The following is a 23884-nucleotide window of genomic DNA, read 5'->3' as shown; positions in this document are numbered from 1 at the left end:
CACGGCCTGTAGTTTGCAGGCCGTGTTTTATTTTGCCCAAAAGTGGACATCCTGACCAAGTATGCACGTACAGACCGTATTCCGGGAGGGACTCTTACTGATGGCAGACCGCATTACATTGGAAGCACACAGACGCACCGCGATGACCAAGGGCGAACGCAACCGCATCCGCGCCGTGGGCGACATTCCGGGGATCGTCTATGGAAGAGAACAGGCGCCGACTCCGATCTACATCAAGGGCGAATCGTTTAAGCAACTCCGCAATCATGGCAAAGTGTTGGTCGATATCCAACTCGATGGCTCGGGCACGATCTCCGCGATGATCAACGAAGTCGAGCGCGACATGATCAACCGCCGCCCGATCCACATCGACCTGCACGCCGTCAACTTGCGGGAACCGATCTCCGTCGATGTGCAACTGATCCTCGACGGGCTGGAAGCGGTGGAAAAGCGCGGCGCGGTCATCCAACAACTCCTGCGCGAAGTCACCGTCCGCTGCCTGCCGACGCAAGTGCCAGAGTACATCCTGCACAACATCTCGACCCTCGAAGTCGGGGAGAACTCCACCTGTGGCGATCTGAAACTGCCGCAAAACGTCGCGCTTGAGCACGACCTGACCGAAGTGATCGCGATGGCGATCGAAGCGAAAAACCCAGAACCGGAAACCGAGATCGAGCCCAAGGAACCAGAACTCGTCCACGACACCGAAGGCAAGGGCAAGGAAACCAAGGTCTAAGCAATCCAGCGCGAAAAAAAGACATGTTCCCATACGGGGACATGTCTTTTTTTACTTCCATTTATGTTGATATTCGTGTATGTTTATAGCAGTGTAAATATTGGGAATTTTCCCATCTGGAGGACAACGAATGAAAACAAAATCTCTGCCCCTTGCCTTGTCTGTGCTGACCGCACTTTCACTTTTGACCCTTCCGACCGCATCACACGCTGCCGATCCTGTACACATCGTGATCGATGGGGTCGTGCAGACCTTTGACGTCGCACCGTATGTCAAAAACGACCGCACCTACATCCCGCTGCGCGGTGTGCTGGAAAAACTCGGCGCGCACGTGTTCTGGAACGAAATTTTGACGCAAGTGATCGTCAAAAAAGGCAACACCTTCGTCACGCTCATGCCGGATCAAAGCGTGGCGACCGTCAACGGAGCGGTCAAAGTGCTCGATGCCCCGCCGGAATTGCAAAACGAACGCACGATGATCCCGCTGCGCTTCCTCGTCGAAGCGTTGGGCGCGGATGTGAAGTGGGATGGCAACACGAATACCGTCTCGATCACCTCGACGCCAGAGCCGATTACCACCACAAAGCAGTTCAACATGTATATGAACGATCCCGTGCTCACGATTGCGCCGGCCTTCGTCACGAACGAATACAAGTGGAACTTGTTGCAACAACTCTATGAAGGATTGACCCATGTCGACGAGCAAGGCAAGGCAATCCCCGGCGTTGCCGAGTCGTGGGAAACGTCTGATGACGGCCTGACCTGGACTTTCCACCTGCGCGAGTCCGCCAAATGGTCAGATGGGTCCCCTGTGATCGCATCCGATTTTGAAACAGGTTGGAAGCAAGCGATCGACATCAAGTCCGAATCGCCGCTGTCCTTCCTGTTCGACGAGATCCAAGGCGTGCATTCCTATCACTACGGTCCAGGCGCCTTGCGCGAGGTGGGCATCCATGCCACCGATGACCGCACCTTGACCGTCAAACTCGAGCACCCGATGCCGTGGTTCCCGCTCCTGACCGCAGAACCGATTTTTTCCCCACAGAAAAACCAGTTCGCTGACGGCAAGACATTCAGCCTCACCAACGGGCCGTTCTCGATTCAAAAGTGGTTTCCGTACTTTGATATGCAAATGGAGAAGAGCGCGACCTATTGGGATCGTGAGCATGTGCAACTCGATCAGATACACGTGCAACTGACCCCGGCGTTCAATGACGAGTTCCTCTACACCCTGTACGAGGGCGGTGCAATCGATGAGATGCCGCTGCTGCTCGCTCAATACGACGCGCTGAAAAACAACCGAGATTATCAGATGGTACCCGAACCAACCACCTCCTACCTGATCTACAACGAGAGCAACCCAGCGCTGAAAAACGCCAAGATTCGCCGCGCCTTCAGCTACGCGATCGACCCGAGTGTGTACACATCCACCTTGTTCCAAGGTCGCGCCAAGCCAGCTGTTGGGCTCGTCCCGTCGGGCGTGTCGGACGGCAGTGGCGGAGGGGATTTCCGCCAACATGCGGGCACTGTCTCACAGTCCGCGAACCACGACGCAGAAGTGAAGCAGTTGTTAGCCGATGGGTTGCGGGAGGCGGGCTTGACCCAATTGCCGCCGCTGACCTTCACGATTGAACAGTCCGACCTATCCGAACAGATCGCTGCGTTCCTCACGAAGCAGTGGCATGACAAACTGGGCATCGATGTGAAAATCAACCTCGTGAGCGCAACCGACAAGTACCGTCTCCAAGATACGCGCAAGTACGACATCTGCTTCAACACATGGGGAGCCGACTACAACGATCCGATGACCTTCCTCGGCCTGTTCAGCACCAATGGCATCGACAACAAAGCCGGCTACAGCAATCCAGCGTATGACGCACTGCTCAAACAAGCCAACGCCGAGCGCAAGGCCAGCGCGCGTTCGCAACTGCTCGTCCAAGCGGAGCAACTTGTCTTGCAGGACGCGGCGGTCACTCCGTTGACCTTCAGAGAGGGCCAGATCTTAATCAAACCCTATGTCCGAGGTTTCCACTATGTAGGCAAGGGCCGGAACTTTGATTTGAAGAACGTGACCATCCAAGGCAAGTAAAAAAAGACCCGAGCCGCTTGCGGTCGGGTCTTCTTTTCTGTATCGTTAGAAAGGTAACGCGAGGAGGGACTTCTATCCTATGAAGCTCATCATCGGATTGGGCAATCCGGGTCCGGAATATGCGAAGACCCGACACAACATCGGATTCATGGCGATCGACAAGCTCGCAGCAGACCTGCGCATCGACGTCACCAAAAACAAATTTCAAGCACTGTACGGCGAAGGCATGCACAAGGGCGAAAAGATCGTCCTGCTCAAGCCGATGACCTACATGAACCGCTCTGGCGACTCGGTCTCCCAGGCGCTTACGTGGTACAAGCCCAAGCCGGAGGACATCGTCGTGATCTACGACGATATGGACACCGCAGTTGGCAAGCTCCGTCTGCGCACCAAGGGCAGCGCCGGCGGGCACAATGGCATCAAGTCGTTGATTGCACATCTGGGCACACAGGAGTTCCAGCGCGTGCGCATGGGCATCGGGCGTCCACATCCGGGCACCGATGTGATCAAGCATGTCCTGATGAATTTTCGTCCCGATGAGTGGGAACCGATGGATGAAGCGGTCTCAAAAATCCCGAACGTCATAGACTGTATTATCGACCAAGGTTTTACCATCGCGATGAACCGCTTCAACGGCTAAGCACGGCAAAAAGTGGGTATGCTTCTACGGAGGAGGTGGACACCGTATGAGCATCATCTACTACTGCCGTCATTGCCAGCACCAGATCGGCGAACTGCCAGACTCGCACGTCCATGACGCGCGCCTTGGGTTGCATTCCTTGACTCCCGAGGAAGCCGCCGATATAATTTCTTATAACTCGATTCAAAATTCAACCTACGTCAAAACGGTCTGCGAACACTGCCAGGAAGCTTTGGAGGCTCATCCAGAGTTAAACCTGTTGAGCAATCCTTTGCAGTAGCCGATAGATCCCATAAGCCTTGGCGATGCTCAAGGCTTTTTTTGCTTGCTGGAGGGGGAACAACGTGCAATCATTGGTACAAGTCATCCGCACGGATCAGGACTTTCAGCGTATCCTGACCGGTTGTCAAGAAGGACTCAAGGAACAATTGATCACCGGGCTGACCGGGTCGGCCCAACATCTTTGCCTCGCCGCTTTGCGAGGCTCTTTGGCGCGTCCGCTCTTGATCGTTACCCATAACATGGGCCGCGCCCAGCAGATTTACGAAGACCTGATCGAATTATTGCCCGCAGATACCGTGCGGCTGTTTCCCGAGCGCGAGATGGGGTTTGCCGATGTGATGGCGTACTCGCCAGAACTCGCCTCGAATCGCCTCTCCGTATTGGAAGCGCTGGTTCGCGGCGAACTGCCGCTCGTCATCGCACCGATCGCGGCTCTCCACCAGCCGCTGACCGCCCCGAGCCACTTTGCCAGCGCCAGTCGCGTACTGCGCGTCGGTGATGAAGTAAGTCTCGACGAATTGCTGGAGCACCTCGTCTACCTCGGCTACGAACGCGCCGAGATGGTCGAGTCCAAAGGCGAGTTCTCCGTGCGCGGTGGCATCCTCGACCTGTTCCCGCTCACTCGTGATGAAGCGGTGCGCATCGAGTTTTTTGACGTCGAGATCGATTCGATCCGCAGTTTTGATGCGACCACCCAACGCTCGCTGGAAAAAATCAGCGACGTCGTCCTCTACCCGATCCGCGAATTCATCGCGGAACCGGTGCGCATTCGGGCCGCAGCCGGGGCGTTGGCGTTGCGTCTCAACGAGCAGATCGCCAAAATCAACGACGAGGAGATCGTGAGCAAATTGCGCGAGAACATCGGCGCAGACATCGAGACGATGCAGGAAGGCATCCCGACGCCGAACCTCGTGCGCTACATCGAACTGCTCGAACCGAGCAAACCGACCGTGATGGACTATCTCTCCCCGCATGCCCTGTGGGTTTTTGACGAGCCATCCCGCCTGCGGGAGACGATCAAGGTCGTCGAACGCGAGGAGCAGGAATGGTTCCTCTCCGCGCTCGAACACGGCGAGATGTTGCCAGGGCTGGTCAGCGAGAACAACCGCAATCTGTTGTTCACCGACAAGACCAAGCAGAAACTGCTGTTCTCGCTGTTCACCCGCGCGCTTCCAGGGGTCAGCCCGCAAGCGGTGATCAACACCAACACCCGCTCGATGCAGAACTTCCACGGTCAGATGAACGTGTTGAAGACCGAACTCGACCGCTGGACGAAAATGGGCTTCCAAGTGGTGTTCCTCGCCGCCAACCAAGAGCGGGCCGAACGCCTGCAACGCGTGCTCGAAGACTATCTGATGCAAGCGGATATCGTGAAAAATTGGGACGGTACGCGCACGCGACCGATCATCGTGCTAGGCAACCTCGCGACCGGCTTTGAACTGAGCACGATGAAGATCGCCGTGATCACCGAGACCGAGATCTTCACGACCAAGAAAAAGACGCGCAAAATGAAAACGCTATCGGACGCGCAAAAAATCAAATCCTACCAAGACCTCAAGGTCGGGGACTACGTGGTCCACATCAACCACGGCATCGGGAAGTACATGGGCATCGAAACGAAGGACATCCTTGGCATACACAAGGATTATATGCATATAAAGTACAAGGGCAAGGACGAGTTGTTCGTCCCTGTTGAACAGATCGACCTCGTGCAGAAGTATGTAGGCTCCGAGGAAAAGGAACCGAAAATCTACGCCCTCGGCGGCTCCGACTGGCAGCGCGTGCGCACCAAAGTCCAGTCGGCGGTTCAAGACATCGCAGAAGACCTGATCAAGCTCTACGCAGAACGGGAAGCGACGCGTGGACACGCGTTTTCTCAAGATACGGCGTGGCAGCGCGAGTTCGAGGCGATGTTCCCGTACAACGAGACGGAGGACCAGATCCGCTGCATCGAGGAGATCAAAAAAGACATGCAGCGCATCCGACCGATGGACCGCCTGCTCTGTGGCGACGTCGGCTATGGCAAAACCGAAGTGGCGATCCGCGCCGCATTCAAATCGGTGATGGATGGCAAGCAAGTCGCTGTGCTCGTGCCGACGACCATCCTCGCGCAGCAGCACTTCCAAACGTTTAGCGAGCGCATGGCCGGGTTCCCGGTCAACGTGCAACTGGTTTCCCGCTTCCGTTCCAAAGCGCAGATCACCGAAGTGCAAAAAGGCATGAAGGAAGGCGCGGTCGACATCGTGATCGGCACGCACCGCCTGCTCTCGAAGACGATGCAATTCAAGGAACTCGGCCTGTTGATCATCGACGAGGAGCAGCGCTTCGGGGTTACGCACAAGGAAAAGCTCAAGCAGCTCAAGACCAACGTCGACTGCCTGACCTTGACCGCGACGCCGATTCCGCGAACACTGCACATGTCGATGATCGGGGTGCGCGATCTCTCCGTCATCGAGACGCCGCCGGAGAACCGCTTCCCGGTGCAGACCTACGTCGTCGAACACAATGACGGCATCGTGCGCGAATCGATCGAGCGCGAGATGGGACGCGGCGGGCAGGTTTACTATCTCTTCAACAAGATCAACGGCATCCAAGAGACGGCCAACCACATCAAGCAACTGGTGCCAGAAGCCAAAGTTCTCGTCGGCCACGGCCAGATGCCAGAGGACGAACTGGAGCGCACGATGCTCGACTTCCTGTCAGGGGAAGCTGATGTGTTGGTCTCGACGACGATCATCGAGACTGGGCTTGATGTGCCCAACGTCAACACACTGATCGTACAGGATGCCGACCACCTCGGCCTCTCGCAGCTCTACCAGTTGCGCGGTCGCGTGGGACGTTCCAACCGGATTGCCTACTCCTACTTCACCTACCAACGCAACAAAGTGCTGAACGAGACGGCAGAGAAGCGACTGCAAGCGATCAAGGAGTTCACGGAGCTTGGCTCCGGCTTCAAGATCGCGATGCGCGACCTCTCGATCCGGGGCGCGGGCAACTTGCTAGGGGCTCAACAGCACGGCTTCATCGCATCGGTCGGCTTCGACCTGTACAGCCAGATGCTGGCGGAAGCGATCGAAGAGTTGAAGCAAGGTGGGGTCAAGGAAGAGAAAGTGCCGGACCCGGTGGTGGAACTGTCGGTCGACGCCTACTTGCCGACGACGTACATTGAAGATTCGATGCAAAAGATCGAAATCTATAAAAAATTCGTCAGTGCGCGCGCCTTGGAAGACGTTCGCGATCTCGAAGAGGAAGTGGAGGACCGCTTCGGCGACATCCCGCTGGAAGTTCGCAACTTGCTGGCCGTCTCGAGGCTCAAGGCGTATGCCCTCAAGTACCGCTTCAATGAGATCAAGCAGACGCCGCAAGGGGAGATCCTGCTCAAACTCGACGAATCCCAGAACAAGCAAATCGACGGGGAGAAGCTGTTCGCGATGACGCGTGAGTTCCCGAACCGGATGAAGCTCACCGCGCAACAGCAGATCATCGTGACGCTCAAGGCAAAGGGTCTCAAGGACGAAGAGATCCTCTCCATGCTAGAAAAATTCATGGAGCTGTACAAGGTCGTGCCCAAACGTCAGGAGGACTTGGAGAATGTCTCGCCGTAAAAAAAGCCTCGCGCTCACACTCTCGCTGTTTGCATGTCTCGCCGTCGCGCTAGTTCCGACGGCGGGCTGCAACGCGGGCAAGACCGTTGTCGCTACCTACCAGGGCGGCGAAGTGACGGAAGCGGAGATGATGAAGCAGTTCCATTTCCAGCGTTCGTTGCTCCTGCCAAGCTACCAAGAGTCGGAGGAGAACAAGAAAAGTTTCCTCCACGAGTACATCACCCTGCACAAAGTGCTGGTCGCAGAAGCGAAGACAGCCGGTGTCAAAATCGACGAGACCACCATCTCCGGCGACATCGAGCAGTACAAAGACCAAGTGACCGACATGGTATTCAGCGGTGACCGCAGCAAGTTAGAAGCGGAGATGAAAAAGTACAAGCTCAGCGACGGCGACATCAAGCAACTGGTCGTGGACGACTACTACCTCCGCGAATTCAAAAAGCAGAAGACCAAGGACGTAACGGTGACGCCGCAGGAGTCCCAGGCATTTTTTGACCACGATCCGTCGATCTTCTTGACGGGGACCGTCTCGCACATCCTCGTCGCCAGCGAGGAGGAGGCGAAAAAAGTCAAAGACCGTCTCGCCCAAGGCGAGGACTTCGCCAAAGTCGCCAAGGAAGTTTCGATCGATCCGACGGCGAAGCTCAACGGTGGGACGATGGCGAACGTCACGTTCGACAGCTTCGAACAGGACTTCCGCCAAGCGGCGGCCCAAGCTCCGGTGGGACAGCTTTCTGACCCGGTACACACCGCCTATGGCTGGCACATCCTGCGCGTGGACAAGCGCTCCAACCCGAAGTTCGAAGATGTCAAGCCAGATGCGGAGCAAAAAGCGCTCGAAGACAAACAGAATGCTGTGTGGCAAGCGTACTACGAACAGACCGAACAACGTGCGGGCATTCAGATCATCTTGCCGAAGTAACCAACCGAAGTAACCAAATGTAGCGAAAAATCCACCTGACCGGGTGGATTTTTTATGTCTTGCCAATTCGTGTATAAACCTTCTGCCCGCACCCCATACTATCCTCACTTTCCCCCCAAAAAAAAGGAGCCACTTGAAAGGAGGATCGAGGAGCACCCAGTAGATTCCAGAACAGTTTCTTGGTAAAAACGCCGACAACTGGACAAGATAATACCAACGATGATAGTAGTTAGTAGAACACACATACAGCCAACCTATCTTCGAAAAAACATAACGTTCCCAACGGAAAGTGAGGTCGAATCGAAGACATGAAAGCCACAGGTATTGTACGCAGAATCGACGATTTGGGCCGTGTCGTAATTCCGAAGGAAATCCGTAGAACGCTGCGCATCCGTGAAGGTGACCCGCTGGAGATCTTCGTCGATCGCGATGGCGAAGTCATCCTCAAAAAGTATTCGCCGATTGGCGAGCTGGGTACATTCGCCAAGGAATATGCGGAGTCGTTGAGTGAGACGCTGGGTCACATCACCTTGATCACCGATCGCGATGTGATCATCGCCGTCGCAGGTGGACCGAAGCGAGACTTCTTGGAGAAACCGATTGGCGGCGACGTTGAGAAGTCGATGGAAGACCGCAAGACGGTAACGAGCTTTGTAGCAGGCGAGTTTAGCATCACCCGTGAGAAACCAGAACCGTTTTCCTCCCAAGTCATCGCACCGATCATCGCCGGTGGCGACCCGATCGGAACCGTCATCATCCTCTCGCGTGAAGAGAACACCAAGATGGGCGACCTCGAAGTCAAGCTCGCGGAAACGGCTGCCGGCTTCCTCGCCAAACAGATGGAGCAATAGTTATCATCGTACTCAACATCGATCTGCCTGAAGACAGGTCCCACCAACGGCCTGTCTTTTCTTTGAGCACACATCGATAGAAAAAAGGAGACAAGCCATCGGCAGGTCTCCTTTTTTGCGTGACTTGTTTAGACTTCGAACTTCACTAATTCAGCCTGCAATTCATGAACAATTTGTGCGACCAGAAAGGCACTATCAACCTAAAAATTCTTTTTCATAGAAATAAGCATCGCGATTTGTAATTATGATTTTGTAGCGGAAAAGAACATAAAAATCGGGACCTTTACCCAACGTGCATACTCTTCTTCTGTAGCGAAATGCTCGCGGTTGGGCGTCGCTTCCCTTAAGAAATCCACTCTAAATCTAGAGTTTCGAAGCAGAAGAAAAAAATCCTCCACCTTACGGTGATATTTCACTACTTTTCCGTTCAGCCAATCGTATTCCCTGCGTCCCGTAACGAAGTACTGATCGACAATCCATCGTCCACGAATTTGCCCCTCAACATAACTATCATTGCAAGAAGTAATCACTGGATGCTCCACCGAAAAGATGAACCGTCCACCTGAAGTTAAACACTGATAGATCTTCTGAAAAATGGCCTCCAAATCTTCTATGTAATGCAAGGCAAGTCGAGAGACCACCAAATCAAATTTCTCCGTCTGCAAGTCAATCTCTTCAATTGTACCAAATCGGGCTTCTCCTGAAGTCCCAGCGAGCGTTTCTCTCGCCATCTCATAGCAGTTGACCGAAGCATCCAACCCTACATAAGCCTCACATCCTTGGTTCAAGAGCTCCACCCCATACTGAGCGCTCCCACACCCCAAGTCTAAGACTCGCAATCCTTGAACAGATCCTACCAACTCGGTGAAAATTGGGTACTCAAGAAGGGTGTTGGCCCCTAACCCACGTTTACGACGTTCCCAGTAGGCTTTTGAGATATCAGGGTCGTCATAGAAAGTAGGCCCAGAATGCAAAATTAGTTTGCTCATATCAAAAATCCTTCCTGCTGGTTTTTTTTCAGGAAATGTCCCATTTTTTCCTTCTTAGTTTGTAGATATCGTTCATTAGCATCACAGACGCCAGCTTCAATTTCTACACGATCGGTGACCTCAATGCCTAACTCTCTGGCTTTTTCAATTTTGTCAGGATTGTTGGTTACCAAGCGAATAGAGCGGACTCCTAAATCGTTCAGAACACGAAGACATGCGCTGTCCTCCCGTGCATCCACCGGCAAATCCAGTGCTACGTTGGCCTCGACCGTATCGTACCCTTGCTCTTGCAGGATGTACGTTTTGAGTTTGTTGACCAAGTCAATGCCTCTACCCTCTTGGCGCAGGTAGATGACAGCACCTGAACCTTCCTCATGAATCATCTTTAACGTTTCTTGTAGTTGTTGCCAACAATCGCATCGTAATGAACCAAAAATATCACCGGTTAGGCATTCGGAGTGGAAACGAACCAACACGTCTTCTCTCCCTTGCAGATCTCCCTTGAAAATGACGACTGTCGGTTGTTCTCCTAACACCTCGGGATCGTAAGCTTTCATCATAAAGTCCCCGAACAGCGTAGGGAGTTGAATAGACTGATTTTCAGCGATTTGGGTCTGTGCCATGTTCCTTGCTACCTCCTAAACCTGTGAACGGATTGAAGTGCTTTATTAGTTAGTATTGTGTAGGTATAGTAATCAAAAAGGGAACATTTGTAAAGGCTTTTTCGGGTGGGGGATGTAAATGTGAATGATCTTAGAATATAACAGGACAAATAAAATCGGTCGTATATATATAACACACTTTAATAATGAGTGCGAAATAGTTGATTTATTTTGGTTTTGGGACTTAGACCGATATTTCCTCACTTTTTCACCGAATATCTTGATTTTGCCAAATTTGACTATTTATAAAAAAATGGATATTATCAATACTAGCAACATATTCAATTGTTGCTTACGAGTTTGTTTTTTACATAAAGTTAGGGGGGAATCGCAAATGAAAAAGGCAAAAGGCCCGATCCGTTTCAATGACAAACCGGCTTCGAAGTAATTGCAAGCTGTGCCCTCGGCCGAAGGTAGATGCCTTCGGCCTTTCACTATATAAACGAACTCCTTTAAAACAAATATATTTAATAGTAAGGAGATTGCTCATGGCCCAGATACGTGATCGAATCCGACGAATTAAATACTCTTCTGTAACCCAACAAGTAATAGGAGGTGACATTTTTGGACGTGTTCATGCGTTTGACTCCGACTTGCAGCTTGTAGCTTCCTCTCCAGCCTCGCCTTTTCATGCAGCCGCAACCGCGATAACGGTAGGTGAGAACTTTATCTTCACGCGGGATTGCCACTTCAATCTCTTGAAGTGGGATCTTCATACGTTGGAATTGCTTGATGTGGTCACAGGCGACGGCGTCACAGATCAGCAAGCATACGAAGAAGATGACGATCTGAATTGGACCGCCTCGCGTTTTCTACTTAACCAAAATGATTCTGTCTACACGCTGAACGCTTTCGGTCAATTCGTTGAATATGAAGATAAAACGATGAATGTCATTCGCGTCCTGGACCTCGCAGTAGTAGGTCCTTTCTTGGATGGTATTTGTTTGGAACATCCTACCCGACACGTCATTTCAGACTATCGCGGTACTATGATGTTTGGCAACATGGAGGATGGCGATTTTTCCAAACTAGTCAAACCTGCACGCGGTTCCTCTCACTGCGTCACCTATGACAAGCGTCACGATCGCTTCTGGTTCTCGACTGACGATAGCAACTCAATTGGGACCATCGACCTTGATGGTGAGAACGCAAAACTGTATGAGTTCACCAATGACGATATTGAATGGATTTCGTTCGACGAAGACTGCTCCCGTGCGTACGTCTCCTGCTTTGACCACCACGTGTACGTGTTCAGTAACTTAGGTTTGGAACCGGAACTGGAAAACGTTATCGGACCTTTCAAATATCAAACTACGAACGTCATTCATGTACATGACGACGAAATCTACACTAGTTTGCAGTCCGGTGAACTGATTCGTTTTAACTCGCAAGGTATTATCATCGCCTCCACCTTCGAAGACAAGGCGAACGCGATCTGGCAGATGGAAGAGCTACCCGGAGATAACAGCACGTTATATTGCGCAATGGAAGACGGCTCGTTGAGTATCATTCGTTACCAAAATGGAAAGTACGGCCAAATTGACATCGAGGAGCTAGCTCACTTCAAGTACGACTTTGGTCGCTTGTACCGTGTAAAACCGTTGGCAGACGGCTCATTTGTCGCCATCACAGGCACTGGTTGGGTATTCCGCGCCAAGAAAAATGGGGCGCTTCTCTGGCGCAAGAATTTTTACGGTTTGGGTAAAGCGATCGACTTTTCACCGGACCTTCAACGGGTGCTCTTTGCAAACGACCAGGGTTTGCTTGGGGAGTTGGACGTTGAGACCGGTGCAGTTATGCAAACGAAACAGTTGCCGTATGCGATCTGGACCTGTGGGTATAGTGCTTCCGGCAAAATTGTAGTAGCACGACGCGAGGTCTACTTGGATGTGTTCAATCCAGATCTATCTGAATATGGTGTTATCGAAATCAGAGGGATTAGCAAGCGTTTCCGGCGTCTAGAGAACGGCCATTTGTTCTTGGCAGGTGGGAATTCTGTTTACGAACTCGATGTAGATGGCTTGGATATTGTTCATGAATTTACGGGTGGAACGCAGAACACGGTTGAAGATTGCGTTCTGCTGAAAGACCATGTCCTATGCATCTCTTACTCTTCTCAAGTCGCCTCGTACAGCTATAGTAACGTAACCTTAAATGGTTACTCGCGTGAGATGCCTGACTTCCCGAAATCAATGGCAGCACGCGTCGACGAAAATGGTTCTGCTCTGTTGCTAATCGGAGGTCGCGGTAATTATCTGCGTGCGTATCGTGTTAGCGACGATGGCATGACCCGACTGATCCGCCACAAAATACTCTAAATGGTGAGGGATTCTCATGATTTCGATTCAAAATTTGGAGTTTGGATATAAAGAAAAAAAGAAAATATTGAAAAGAAATTCAGAAAATCGCCCTCCGATCTTGAGGAATATCAGTTTAGATTTCCAGCGTGGCGAACTATACGGTCTAGTTGGACCGAATGGTTGTGGTAAAACTACGCTTGCCAAACTGATCATGGGAATCTACGAACCAAGTAAGGGTCAGATAATAATTGACGGAAAGAAGCGTCCGAATCTGCACGACGGGCAATGGAAACGTCGTATCGGGAATGTATCGGGGGCTTCTTCCCGATTGTTTTCCACCATGACACTTGGTGAACATGTAGCCATGTACAGTGCCATCTACGATAGATTTGATGATAAGTGGTTCCGAGAAAAATTGGTCGAGTTCCGAATCGATGACAAATTGAAGCGTTGGGCTTCTTCGTTGTCTTTTGGGGAGCGAATCAAGTTTGAACTTGCGCTGACATTGGCTTGTTTGCCAGAAATTCTGATTCTGGATGAACCGACTGTCGGTCTGGATCCGGCGGCCATTTTGCAAATACGTAAGATGGTCAACAACTACCTAGAACTACACAATGCTTGCGGGATTATGACATCTCACAACCTTAAAGACTTGACTACCACCTGTGTACGAGGTGGCTTTTTGCAAGACGGTTACATCACAAACGAATACTTATCGGCTGAGATCGACGCAGACGAATTGGAACGTCGTTATCTGGAGGTGTTTTGAACTTGACTGGTGACGTTCTGCGCAACATGTTCATCTGGGCGAGAAAGTCGAACACTGACGCTAACGATTGGAGAAGTATGTTGTATTTCATCCTCTTAATTTTTCTGACGGACTGCGTGATCTGGTATCAATCGGGCTCACTCAGCGATTACGACTGGATGTATCTTGTTCAATACTCGCTTATGTCGTTCCCACTGTGGACATTGGTTTCTATCAAAGGTGTCGGCAAAGAACAAGTGGATTTGATGGAGATGAGTCGATGGCATGTCGTAGATCTGCTGCCCGGTGGTGCTACCCCGATTTTTTTGGGCCATTACTTAGGTAAGTTGGCAAAGTTATGGCTCTTTCATCTGTGGTTGATCATCTTGGTCGTGCTTGCTGTTGCGCACGGCGCTCCGATCTACATCATTCCAATCATGCTGTTGAACATCGTTATCGGTGCAGTCAACCTGATACTGTTTGGTGTCTTTACACGCTACTATTCTCCTCGAGGTTACCGCGATATCATCAATTCCATTGTGCGTTCTACGTCAACATTGCTATCGGGCGCTTTGTTCCCGATTGGAATATTAACTAAGAATTCCGTTCTTTCGCTGATACTGAATCCCTTCTCCACCGTTGTAACTTCACCTATTTTGGCAATACTCGGCGATCCTAACATGAGTGAGAATCGTATGATCCATATGCAACTGATCATGTTTATGTCCAGCATAATTTGGCTGTTCCTCTTCTTGCTAATTGCCATTCGAGCAGAAAGGACGAGACGTTATGCAATCTATTCGTAGTTCGTGGGCCGATAACTTAAAAGTCATAAAGGGTTGTTGGAAGGCGACCGTATTCTCGATTTCCAATCGATTTGTTAGTGAATTTTTTCAATTTTTACCAAGTATTTCTTTTTTTGTTATGCAAGCAGTGACGGTGTTCTCCCTGTTCCACGTGATCAATCATGTTGAGATTCCAGTGGTGGATCTGCTAATCTTCATCGGCATCATGATCTGCGTCGATGGGTGTGGTGATGCAATATTTTTAGCTGGCATTCATGAATATTGCACCTCCTTAGTACGTGGACAAACGGTCTACTTTTTGCTGACACCCGGTACTCCTCTGCTTAAGATCTTCTTTTTCCGGACGGACACCACCAAGTTCGCGTTCTGTGCCTTGGCCGGACTGGGTGCGATAGGGCTTTCAGTCGTCGAGCGTGATAGTAACCCGTTTTTGGTGTTGCTTGTCCTCCTGACTGGGGTACTTACCCATATGATCCTCACCTCTGCGTTTCACATCATTCAAGCGTATTGGGACCCCACGCGACCAATTCGGTTGGGCAGCCCAGCTACACGTTTCTACACGCGTCCGATACATCTCGTGCTGAGGTCGTTACCGATACAAATCATCTTGGTGCTGATCTACCCCGCTTACTTCGCTACCGCATTTCCGACTATTATCGCAACCAACATAGTGCCACCTGAGTTTCCGTTTTCGTTGGGCACTGCATTTGTGCTTGGGGTTGGCGTGTTGCTTCTTTGGGCGGTAGGTCTGAATCACCTTATCAAAAAGTCCTGTGTTAAATACCAAAATTGACAGGAGAGATCCCCGTATGCTCTCTCTCTCACGAGAAGACATTTTGAACAATCTACAGTTTGTAAGCATTCCGGCAGGTACATTCTTGATGGGGACTACGTGGGACCGAAATCACATGGAATACCTCATGGAAAAATACACGGTGTTCGTGGACTGGTTTATCAAGGAAGTTCCGCAACGTGAACTTGAACTGCCTGCGTATGATATCGCGGAAATTCCCGTAACGTTCGACATGATGCGAGCTTTTATCAGGGAAACCGACTATCCTGTGAAGAGATTGCCGGAACTCCTTCAAGAAAATTTGCGCACGGTTCCAGGGGACCATCCTGTGTATCCTACAACTGCTGGATTGTCGGAAGATTTTTGTAAATGGCTGACAAAGAACGATGATGGATATACGTACGATTTGCCAACGGAAGAAGAGTGGGAGAAAGCTGCACGCGGCACCGATTCGCGCGAGTTTCCGTGGGGCGATGCTGAGCAACCGCAACGCATTAACACCCGGGAGTGCGGGCACGGGCACGTGCTCCCTGTCCGCCATACCTCAAAAGCGAATTCTCCATATGGTCTTTATGACATCGCTGGGAATGTAGAAGAGATGACTCGCTCGTTCAATGCCCCTTATGAAGGGATGCCAATTCAGATCCCTGATTATCTAAAGTATCGGATCTTACGCGGAGGTACGGCCGAGCATCTATTGGATCTAGCCCGCTGTGCTCGTCGCCACGGTAAACATCCAAGTCGGTTTACTGGATTTCGCGTCGTCCGCCGTCCGCAACCGTTACTAGTGCCGAATAAACCAACTCCTTTTTTGCTGAAGAACGGAGATTGGATCTACGCTTCTATTAATTACGTAAATGATCAGGAAGTCTGCGTAGACTTGGGCAACCAGCATTCAGGGATTGCACAAGCGAAGGAATTTACTGAACATGACTTCCACGTCTTCGCCAACCTGCACAGCCGTTCTGAGATCATTTTGAAAGTTATGGATGTAGCCAGTGACATCGTTGTCTGTCATAGACCCAACATGGACGAGTTAGATCGCTTCATGCAAGGTCTTTCTTTCAACAAGGTGATGAAGACCGTTTAAGGAGGACAAAACATGTTCTGGGAGAAAACGAACTCAAACTTGCATCAATCTGTGATTCGAGCGGTAGCATGGTCCCAAGATGGCAAGTGGATCGCAACTGGCTCTTACGACAAAAAAGTCAAGCTGTGGGATGCCAAACTGCGTGAAGTGGTGTTCACCTGGGATTTCCACACGGACTTGCTTGAAGCGGTAGATTTCTCGCGAGACGGACGGTACTTGGCAACTGCTGCAGCCGATGCATCGGCTGCAATCATCGACCTCAAGACAGGGCTTGTATACCGTCGTTTGTGGGGACATGCTGATGATCTAATGTGGTGCGTATTTTCGCCTGACAACCAGCGCATTGTAACAGCATCCCTCGACCACACGGCCAAGGTGTGGGACATTGACACAGGTCGCGTCATTTTAACTCTCGGTGGACATAACAATTACTTAAACTCTGCTACTTGGTCTCCGGATGGGAATTATATCGCTACTTCAGGTGACGATTCCCGAGTTGTGATTTGGAATGCAAATACAGGTGAGGAAATCGCGGAACTTGCTGGACATCAAGGACACATCAACTCGGTGGTTTGGTCTTCAGACGATATGAATCTTATCGCCACTGGTGCACATGACGGTCGAGTTGTCATCTGGAATCCGTTTACCCAAGAACTACTCGGGGAATGCACAGGGCACAAAAGTGCAATCAAGCGCCTAGCGTTGAGTCCGAACGGCAAGTACCTTCTCAGTGGCTCCTACGACAGGACGATCAAACTTTGGAACCTTGAAACTCACCAGTGCCTCCATACCATCGAAGGCTACCACAAATGGGAAAACTCGCTGGCTTGGGATCCGACTAGCCAGTACATGATCTGTGGTTCGTTCGGCGAATCATTCCGCATGTTTAATCCCTTTAACGGCGAAGAAGTGGCAACTCCGATGGGCAAAACTCACGGCGTAAATGTCGTGAAGTTATCTCCAGATAACCAGCGTGTTTTCGTTGGTGGTGACGACTTCGTCCTTCGCGTATTTGATCGTGAAAGCGGCGAAGTGATGTTGGAAAAATTGGTACACGAAAGCCTCGTACAAGGGTTGGCTATATCTCCGAACCAAGAGATGATTGCAACGACCTCTTACGATGGGACACTGCGTATCTTCCAGATGAGCAATTTAGAATTGATCCAGGCCATCGTGGCCCATGATGGGATAGTAAATAGTGTTGCTTGGAGCCCCGACTCGAAAAGAGTAGCGACGGCCGGTTATGACGGTGACTTGAAAGTTTGGTATGTTGCCACTGGAGCGAATATCGCCACAATGGTTGATGGCACGGGATACAAGTGCAAAGCTGTCGTGTGGGTGAACAACGAACTCTTCTCTGGTTATAATTCCGGTTACATTCGCATCTGGGATGCTACAACATGGGGATTGAAGGAACAAATCAAGATGCACGATTCGCTAATCAACTCGATTGATGTGACTTTGGATGGTCGTCATGTTGTCACCGTATCGCGTGACCTCTCCGTCCGAGTGTTTGACGTAGAGTCTCGTGAACGATTCATTTTCAAAGAACAGGCACACCGTAAGTCGATTAAATCTGTTGCATTCTCTCCGGACAAGCGATATATCTTGACTGGTTCGTACGACAACACTGCGATATTGTGGGATTTCCAGACAGGTGAAAAGGTATTGCATGTGAAACATCACCAATCTGGAATAGCGTACGTCACCTGGTCTCAAGACAGCCGAGAATTTTTCACTGGTTCTTGGGATGCACAGGTTGGACGTTGGGACTTGGAGGGCAATATGATCGGTATCTACCACAACACGATATGTCGAAACCTTGAATCTACTGAGTTTCTCGTAAAACAGTTACAAGGATAAACGCTTGTTGATATCCGAAAACATCACTGGACAAACTCTGACGCTATTGATATCATTATGAATTAATAGAGTCTTCTTCTAATATGTAAAGGGGTGTCTTTAGGTGAAGTGCGATGTTATTATTTTAGGTGCAGGCCCGGCTGGACTCAGTGCTGCTATGTTCCTAGCTGACAAAGATGTAAACACGCTTGTAATAGGCGATGGTAGAAGCATGATGAAATCTGCATGGGTGGGTAATTATCTTGGAATTCGAGAGTCATTTTTAGGTGCCAACCTTTTGGAAACCGCTCTGAAGCAAGTGCAAGAGGATCGCGGGGTCACGGTTCTCAACGAGACTGTCACTGCGATTGTTTATGCAGAAGACGAGATCCGAGTCACCACCGAACAAGGAACCTATCTGTCTAGTCAACTGATTCTGGCGAACGGACAAGGTCCTGTATTCGGCACCGCAGAATTAGCGGGAGTTGAAGTGATTGAGAACGATGAACCGTACGTCAAACAAAAAATTAAAATTGACGATCGTTGTCGTACTACTAGGAGGAATGTTTACGCAACCGGAATTGCTGTTGGCGTGGCATCGCAAGCGATTGTCGCTGCAGGTCATGGTGCACAAACTGCGCTCAACTTGATTAGCGACCGTGTAGGTAACCGTGTACATGTGCACCAATCGCCAAAGAAAGATTAAAATTAGGTCTGCTAAGATGTGCTAAACAGGTTTCAGATTGTTGAGAATTGCCCCGCAGACGATAGTAAGTCGTAGTGCAATCACTGCCAACAGCAAGAATATAACACCTCGAACCTCTTGCAGTAAGTCAAGCAAACTAGAATAAACTGCGATGTAGAAGGTAATCCGGTTTGGGATTGCGGTCAAGCTCGCCGAAACGGCAGCCGGCTTCTTCGCTAAACAGATGGAGCAATAATTATTATCGTACTCAACATCTATCTATTCAAGACAGGTCCCCCTCATGGACCTGTCTTTTTCTATTGAAAAAATTTGAGTTCTCTGTCCCGGAATGGCCCTTCGTCATGCATGGTAAGAGTGTAAGGCCAAACACACCCAGGAGGGATGCCAAGATGATCAATTCCAACCAAGGCTGGACGAGTATGGTGCTGCGTCTGCAAACAGGCTTCGACGAGAAAGGTTCCCCGCAGTACAAGGACAAAGCCTACTCCCGCGTGCTGCCATCGGCAACGCAAGTCGATGTGTACACGGTCGGGGAAGCGCTGGCAAGCTTGACCTCGTACCGACTGCACCACATCCAGTTGCTCAACCGCCAAGACCTGACCCGCATCTAACTCACACCCAAATGGAGGGAACGCTCATGCAAAAACGCGACCTTGAACTGTACTTCTCGACCAACCTCAACAAAAAAGTCAAACTGGTGATCCCCGAACCGCGGCACGATCTGACCACCGCCGAAATCCAAGACGTCATGGACCTCGTGATCCAGAAAGGCATCTTTGGCTTCCCGCAGGGACTGGCCGTGGAAAAACTCTCCGCTCGCATCGTCGAGTCGAGCGTCGAAAAAATCGAGATCTAAAGCAAAAAAGACAGGCCGGATTCGCGGCCTGTCTTTTTTGCTTAAAACACCTTTGTAGGTCTAATAGTGGCAAACCAGTAGCGTTGGCATATTTTGAAATCTGTTTTTATCAGAATCGACAAGAAGGATTCACTATTAATAAAATGACAACGTCTGACGCTTGTTTCTTTTAAATAGAAAATACAGTATTCTATATTAATTATATCGGATATATGGGGGTCGGAAAATGAATATGAAAGTGAAGAAAAAGATAGTGGGCATTTTGGTGGGGGCTGTAACTCTGAGTGTTGCTTCAAGTGCTTTTGCTTACGCGAAAATCGGCCAGCGGTTAACGCAGGATCCGTACCATTTGTATTACTGGGTTGGTGGGGTTACAACGAATCTGGGCGGCTATAATGCACAGAACAATGCAAATCTCGCGATGAATGCATGGAATTCGACACCGAACACGAAAGTTTACATGTATCAGACGACAGACCAAAAAGCTTCGGTAATGGACTTCCATTCCGAGTATCATGCAGATGTGAACGAATTGGGTTGGACCGCATTCTATGACGGGAACAGTCCGTGTGATCCTAGAGTGACGAAATGGTCTTGGGCTCAGATGCATATTAACTCGAATTCTGCAATCTCTTGGTTCAACTCCTCTGCAACCTATCATGACCCTAACGGCAAGCAACAGCATGTGTTGGCACATGAAGCAGGGCATGGATTCGGCTTGGATCACATCGGAACCTATTCGTGGACGGCGAATCGCTTGATGTTGCAGACTTCTTCGAGTTACGACAATTATGGAACCAAAGGCCCGACGGACGACGAGGTTGCCGGTGTGCAAGAGATTTACGGCAAGTTGTACTGATTCGACTACCGAGAGGATGGTTGCAAAATGAAATTGACTACCAAATGGTCTATAGCTGGAATGTTTCTGGTTGTAGGTGCTGCTGCTTATCTCTTCGTGGGGTTAACGAGTAGAAATAGCTCGGCTGTGCCTGTTGCGATTGATGAAACTACAGATCCGGCGGTCGTAACTCATGCGAGCTACGAGAAGCTGTATTCGAGCGTGGTTGAACTATATCAAAATTCAGATCTTGTTGCAGAGGTAAAGGTACAGGATCAGGAGACGATTCTTGGCGACACGGCAGCATCCGTACAAACCTTGTCCCATGTTCTGGTAAAGCAAGTATATAAAGGCGATGTCAACTTGAAAACGGTGCCGATTACAGAGTCCGGTGGTATCTCCGACTTCTCGAAACTAAAGGGTAACGAAGTACGTAGTAGCGGTCACGAAAAGCCTGCAGGCATCGAAGAGGTTACTCGCGAAGGGTCGCCCGTCATCAAGCCAGGATATTCATACATCGTCTTTCTAAAAGACACCAAAGATCCCAAATGGGGTTTCACCATCACAGGCTCTGTCCAAGGCAAAATTCGTTTCGATGAAGGGACTGGACAGATACTAGCCACAGTTCAAAACGAGATTCGCAATGAAACGGGAGACCTTTTCTTTCTGCAAAACGAATTTGCTGGCAAAGACAAGAATAGTCTTGTAGATGAGATTAAAAAGACGAAGTAACAGCACCGCTCGCAACCTTTACAGCGTAAACGTCGAATGATGTACGTGATTCTTTCACCGGTGGGCTTACGCACTGTACGACTCCGGCTTCCGATTACGAAAAGGTCATGTTCACACACAGAGTAGATATGCTGTTCTGCACTCCGAACGAAACACCTCGTTCTCCATTTTCTTTGAGCTGAAAATTTGACACAATGACGATGCGTTTTTGGGGGATGACACTGGTGCAACTGTTGGCGCAGTGGCACATCATACAGAGTCGTCTTTTCCTTTTTAGGATGTATGCGGTGATCACTATATCCGTCAGTCTTTGGACAGGCAATAACTTCAGCTTTGGGTCATTTGGATCGTCGAGAAAATCGAGATCTCGGCAACATAAAGACAGGCCGGATTTTGGTAGTATCCCCTCATGGTAGACAGGATTAAGTCCATCTCATCGATTTCCTTTTTCTCTTGTCTACCATGGGGGTTATTACCATTCGCGGCCTGTTTTTATCTAGAGTCTACTGAAGTGCCCATCTGACAGGAGGGTTTTTCATTGTGCGAGCACTCATCTCGTATTTGATTGTATTTTAGTAAATGAGCACTTCATCTCTCGGGGCTTGCCTTGTAATCCTTAGATGTTCCCTTTTGGTTCTGTGGGTTTCAGAAGCTTTTTGTAGTTTTCTCCTTCTTTTGATATCTCTTCGGACATCGTAGCTGGGTCGAGGACATCCTTGCCGTTATGTAGAAGTATGTCCTCGGGGTGTTTCAAGTCCTGACTGAATTTCCCTTGAAACATCCCGGTCAGAATGTAGTAGTTTTCTTGGGGCTTGGCTAAGTCACTGTTGTCTTGGCGAAGGAAGAGGACGACATTCTCTTCGGGTAAGAAGTCTGGATATCCGTCGGACTCCCAGGTCATGTTGTCGACTTTTCCTTTATCAATTCGTACTGCGATGTCTTTGTCATAGGGTTTTCCTTTGAAGATATCGTTTACGTGGACGAGTATATCTGTCTGAATAACGTTACTAACATCTTGACCACGTTCCCAGTTCGGATTACTCCATTTGCTTGGGAGAAGTTCTTTGACCTTACCACGAATGATTACATCAGATTCTCCGACTAATTCCGCCTTGGTTTTAGATGGAACGATGCCATGAACCACCATCTTGTCGGGCTTGTCTTGCTGTGTCTCTGGTTTCGGTTGGACTGCTGCAATGACTTGCTCAGAATGGGAGGGGGTAAACCAAGCAAGATAGCCAAGTGCTCCCGCTACGGTGGAAACGGCGAGGATTGTAGCAATTCTTTTCTTCATTATGGTTCATCCTCCTATTTATAAAGGTACAGGATTCCGTTTTTATTATCCTGTTCCAGTGTCCGTTTTTTCGTTTCTCCCATCGTGCTGGTTCCATACATGGTAGCCTCTGTATCCGTGGTATGCTCGAGTCCTAAGAGATGCCCAAGTTCGTGGGTAACATTCCCGCCGATGTCATAATTCCCACTCGACCCATCGTTAGCAAAGGGATATGAGACGTTGATATCGATATCGGCCTCGACGATTTTGTTGGTCGAGGAGCTAACCAATGTTGCGGTGTTCATCAGATATTTGTCTCCACGGGTTCCACGTGTCAGGTCATTGGAATTGTTTTGCATTGGATAAGATGTCAAGGAATGTTCAAACGAACTTTGGTAGACGAGCCCACCTGCACCTGCGTTGTTCCATTGGGCGCATGCGGTACTAATCGCTTGTTTCGTCTCGGGCGAAAAACCACTATAGGCGTGGACATAAGCCGGGAGTGTCGCATAGCCTCTAGAATTCAATGTCCAAGCGTATGCGGCACTTGTTCCGATCGATATTCCTAGTAAACCAGTTAGAATTCCAAGTCCCCATTTCTTTACTTTCATACGTACTCCTCCTTGGAGTGATATACAATCTGCTAGCGATTTATAATTATATATGAGTTTGTAATGTGAAACAATAATGTTTAATTTTTAACCGAAAGACGGTTCTGAAGTCAGATCTCACCAACGGCCTGTCTTTCCTTTTGGTGTTTATCATAGCGATTTTATTGAACCGAATATGGAGAGAAAAAAAGTTTTTTTGATCCCCTGTCCCGGAAATGGCCGTCTCGCTGCATGGTAAGAGTGTAAGGCCAAACACACCCAGGAGGGATGCCAAGATGATCAATTCCAACCAAGGCTGGACGAGTATGGTGCTGCGTCTGCAAACAGGCTTCGACGAGAAAGGTTCCCCGCAGTACAAGGACAAAGCCTACTCCCGCGTGCTGCCATCGGCAACGCAAGTCGATGTGTACACGGTCGGGGAAGCGCTGGCAAGCTTGACCTCGTACCGACTGCACCACATCCAGTTGCTCAACCGCCAAGACCTGACCCGCATCTAACTCACACCCAAAATGG

Annotated in this window: 24 protein-coding genes; 19 read left to right on the top strand and 5 right to left on the bottom strand. The window is 49.9% G+C overall.

Features of this window, described 5'->3' with window-relative positions:
• Positions 1-100: 100 nt before the first annotated feature.
• From C7459_RS17120 to spoVT, 7 genes are all read left to right on the top strand, one after another.
• Positions 101-736, top strand: a complete 636-nt coding sequence (locus C7459_RS17120; RefSeq protein ID WP_109690506.1) for a 50S ribosomal protein L25 — start codon at positions 101-103, stop codon at positions 734-736.
• Positions 737-866: 130 nt separating this feature from the next.
• Positions 867-2825 carry an ABC transporter substrate-binding protein gene (locus tag C7459_RS17115; RefSeq protein WP_109690505.1) on the top strand — a complete coding sequence of 653 codons (1959 nt, stop codon included), beginning with the start codon at positions 867-869 and terminating at the stop codon, positions 2823-2825.
• 79 nt (positions 2826-2904) lie between these two features.
• Positions 2905-3465 carry an aminoacyl-tRNA hydrolase gene (pth, locus tag C7459_RS17110; protein WP_109690504.1) on the top strand — a complete coding sequence of 187 codons (561 nt, stop codon included), beginning with the start codon at positions 2905-2907 and terminating at the stop codon, positions 3463-3465.
• A 46-nt stretch (positions 3466-3511) separates the two neighbouring features.
• Positions 3512-3745 carry an anti-sigma-F factor Fin family protein gene (locus C7459_RS17105; protein WP_109690503.1) on the top strand — a complete coding sequence of 78 codons (234 nt, stop codon included), beginning with the start codon at positions 3512-3514 and terminating at the stop codon, positions 3743-3745.
• 64 nt (positions 3746-3809) lie between these two features.
• Complete coding sequence (gene mfd, locus C7459_RS17100; RefSeq protein ID WP_109690502.1) at positions 3810-7352, top strand: transcription-repair coupling factor; 3543 nt, start codon at positions 3810-3812, stop codon at positions 7350-7352.
• Positions 7339-8274: a peptidylprolyl isomerase gene (locus tag C7459_RS17095; RefSeq protein WP_109690501.1), complete on the top strand. Its 936-nt coding sequence runs from the start codon at positions 7339-7341 to the stop codon at positions 8272-8274. The genes mfd and C7459_RS17095 overlap by 14 nt, the downstream gene beginning before the upstream one ends.
• A gap of 308 nt (positions 8275-8582) precedes the next feature.
• A complete protein-coding gene (spoVT, locus tag C7459_RS17090) occupies positions 8583-9125 on the top strand; it encodes a stage V sporulation protein T (RefSeq protein ID WP_109690500.1) in 543 nt (180 codons plus the stop codon).
• Between the two features lie 242 nt (positions 9126-9367).
• Here the strand turns inward: spoVT and C7459_RS17085 are convergent, their stop codons facing one another.
• Together C7459_RS17085 and ribA are read right to left on the bottom strand one after the other, a co-directional pair.
• The gene (locus C7459_RS17085; protein WP_109690499.1) at positions 9368-10114 is read right to left on the bottom strand and encodes a class I SAM-dependent methyltransferase; all 747 of its coding nucleotides are present in this window, start codon (positions 10112-10114) and stop codon (positions 9368-9370) included.
• The gene (ribA, locus tag C7459_RS17080; protein ID WP_109690498.1) at positions 10111-10737 is read right to left on the bottom strand and encodes a GTP cyclohydrolase II; all 627 of its coding nucleotides are present in this window, start codon (positions 10735-10737) and stop codon (positions 10111-10113) included. Before ribA ends, C7459_RS17085 begins: the two co-directional genes overlap by 4 nt.
• A gap of 527 nt (positions 10738-11264) precedes the next feature.
• On the opposite strand from ribA, the gene C7459_RS17070 reads away from it, so the two are divergent.
• The 11 genes from C7459_RS17070 (at position 11265) to C7459_RS17020 (ending at position 21487) form a co-directional block, all read left to right on the top strand.
• The gene (locus tag C7459_RS17070; RefSeq protein ID WP_109690496.1) at positions 11265-13094 is read left to right on the top strand and encodes a WD40 repeat domain-containing protein; all 1830 of its coding nucleotides are present in this window, start codon (positions 11265-11267) and stop codon (positions 13092-13094) included.
• Positions 13095-13110: 16 nt separating this feature from the next.
• On the top strand, positions 13111-13845 hold the full coding sequence (locus tag C7459_RS17065) for an ATP-binding cassette domain-containing protein (protein ID WP_109690495.1): 735 nt from the start codon (positions 13111-13113) through the stop codon (positions 13843-13845).
• 2 nt (positions 13846-13847) lie between these two features.
• On the top strand, positions 13848-14630 hold the full coding sequence (locus tag C7459_RS17060; RefSeq protein ID WP_109690494.1) for a hypothetical protein: 783 nt from the start codon (positions 13848-13850) through the stop codon (positions 14628-14630).
• Positions 14614-15423: a hypothetical protein gene (locus C7459_RS17055; protein WP_109690493.1), complete on the top strand. Its 810-nt coding sequence runs from the start codon at positions 14614-14616 to the stop codon at positions 15421-15423. The genes C7459_RS17060 and C7459_RS17055 overlap by 17 nt, the downstream gene beginning before the upstream one ends.
• A 16-nt stretch (positions 15424-15439) precedes the next feature.
• Positions 15440-16513, top strand: coding sequence for a formylglycine-generating enzyme family protein (locus C7459_RS17050; RefSeq protein ID WP_109690492.1), 1074 nt, complete (start codon positions 15440-15442; stop codon positions 16511-16513).
• Positions 16514-16525: 12 nt separating this feature from the next.
• Positions 16526-18376, top strand: coding sequence for a WD40 repeat domain-containing protein (locus C7459_RS17045; protein WP_109690491.1), 1851 nt, complete (start codon positions 16526-16528; stop codon positions 18374-18376).
• A 103-nt stretch (positions 18377-18479) separates the two neighbouring features.
• Entirely contained in the window at positions 18480-19061 is a 582-nt protein-coding gene (locus C7459_RS17040) for an FAD-dependent oxidoreductase (protein ID WP_109690490.1), read from the top strand.
• Positions 19062-19450: 389 nt separating this feature from the next.
• The gene (locus C7459_RS17035; protein WP_170119521.1) at positions 19451-19672 is read left to right on the top strand and encodes a DUF1659 domain-containing protein; all 222 of its coding nucleotides are present in this window, start codon (positions 19451-19453) and stop codon (positions 19670-19672) included.
• Between the two features lie 26 nt (positions 19673-19698).
• Positions 19699-19917 carry a DUF2922 domain-containing protein gene (locus C7459_RS17030; protein ID WP_109690483.1) on the top strand — a complete coding sequence of 73 codons (219 nt, stop codon included), beginning with the start codon at positions 19699-19701 and terminating at the stop codon, positions 19915-19917.
• Between the two features lie 226 nt (positions 19918-20143).
• Positions 20144-20776, top strand: a complete 633-nt coding sequence (locus tag C7459_RS17025) for a matrixin family metalloprotease (protein ID WP_109690488.1) — start codon at positions 20144-20146, stop codon at positions 20774-20776.
• A gap of 27 nt (positions 20777-20803) precedes the next feature.
• On the top strand, positions 20804-21487 hold the full coding sequence (locus C7459_RS17020; RefSeq protein WP_109690487.1) for a hypothetical protein: 684 nt from the start codon (positions 20804-20806) through the stop codon (positions 21485-21487).
• On the opposite strand, the gene C7459_RS24195 is transcribed toward C7459_RS17020, so the two are convergent.
• The 3 genes from C7459_RS24195 to C7459_RS17010 all read right to left on the bottom strand — a co-directional run bounded on the left by C7459_RS24195 (position 21382) and on the right by C7459_RS17010 (position 23371).
• Entirely contained in the window at positions 21382-21606 is a 225-nt protein-coding gene (locus C7459_RS24195; RefSeq protein WP_425450733.1) for a DUF6431 domain-containing protein, read from the bottom strand. The two genes, C7459_RS17020 and C7459_RS24195, sit on opposite strands and share 106 nt — an antisense overlap.
• Positions 21607-22103: 497 nt before the next feature.
• On the bottom strand, positions 22104-22781 hold the full coding sequence (locus tag C7459_RS17015) for a hypothetical protein (protein ID WP_109690486.1): 678 nt from the start codon (positions 22779-22781) through the stop codon (positions 22104-22106).
• Positions 22782-22795: 14 nt separating this feature from the next.
• Entirely contained in the window at positions 22796-23371 is a 576-nt protein-coding gene (locus tag C7459_RS17010; protein WP_109690485.1) for a matrixin family metalloprotease, read from the bottom strand.
• Positions 23372-23646: 275 nt separating this feature from the next.
• Between C7459_RS17010 and C7459_RS17005 the strand changes: the two genes are divergently transcribed.
• Positions 23647-23868, top strand: coding sequence for a DUF1659 domain-containing protein (locus C7459_RS17005; RefSeq protein ID WP_170119521.1), 222 nt, complete (start codon positions 23647-23649; stop codon positions 23866-23868).
• Positions 23869-23884: the final 16 nt, after the last annotated feature.

Source organism: Tumebacillus permanentifrigoris (genome assembly GCF_003148565.1).
Taxonomy (GTDB): domain Bacteria; phylum Bacillota; class Bacilli; order Tumebacillales; family Tumebacillaceae; genus Tumebacillus; species Tumebacillus permanentifrigoris.
This window is presented reverse-complemented; position numbering and strand designations above follow the sequence as displayed.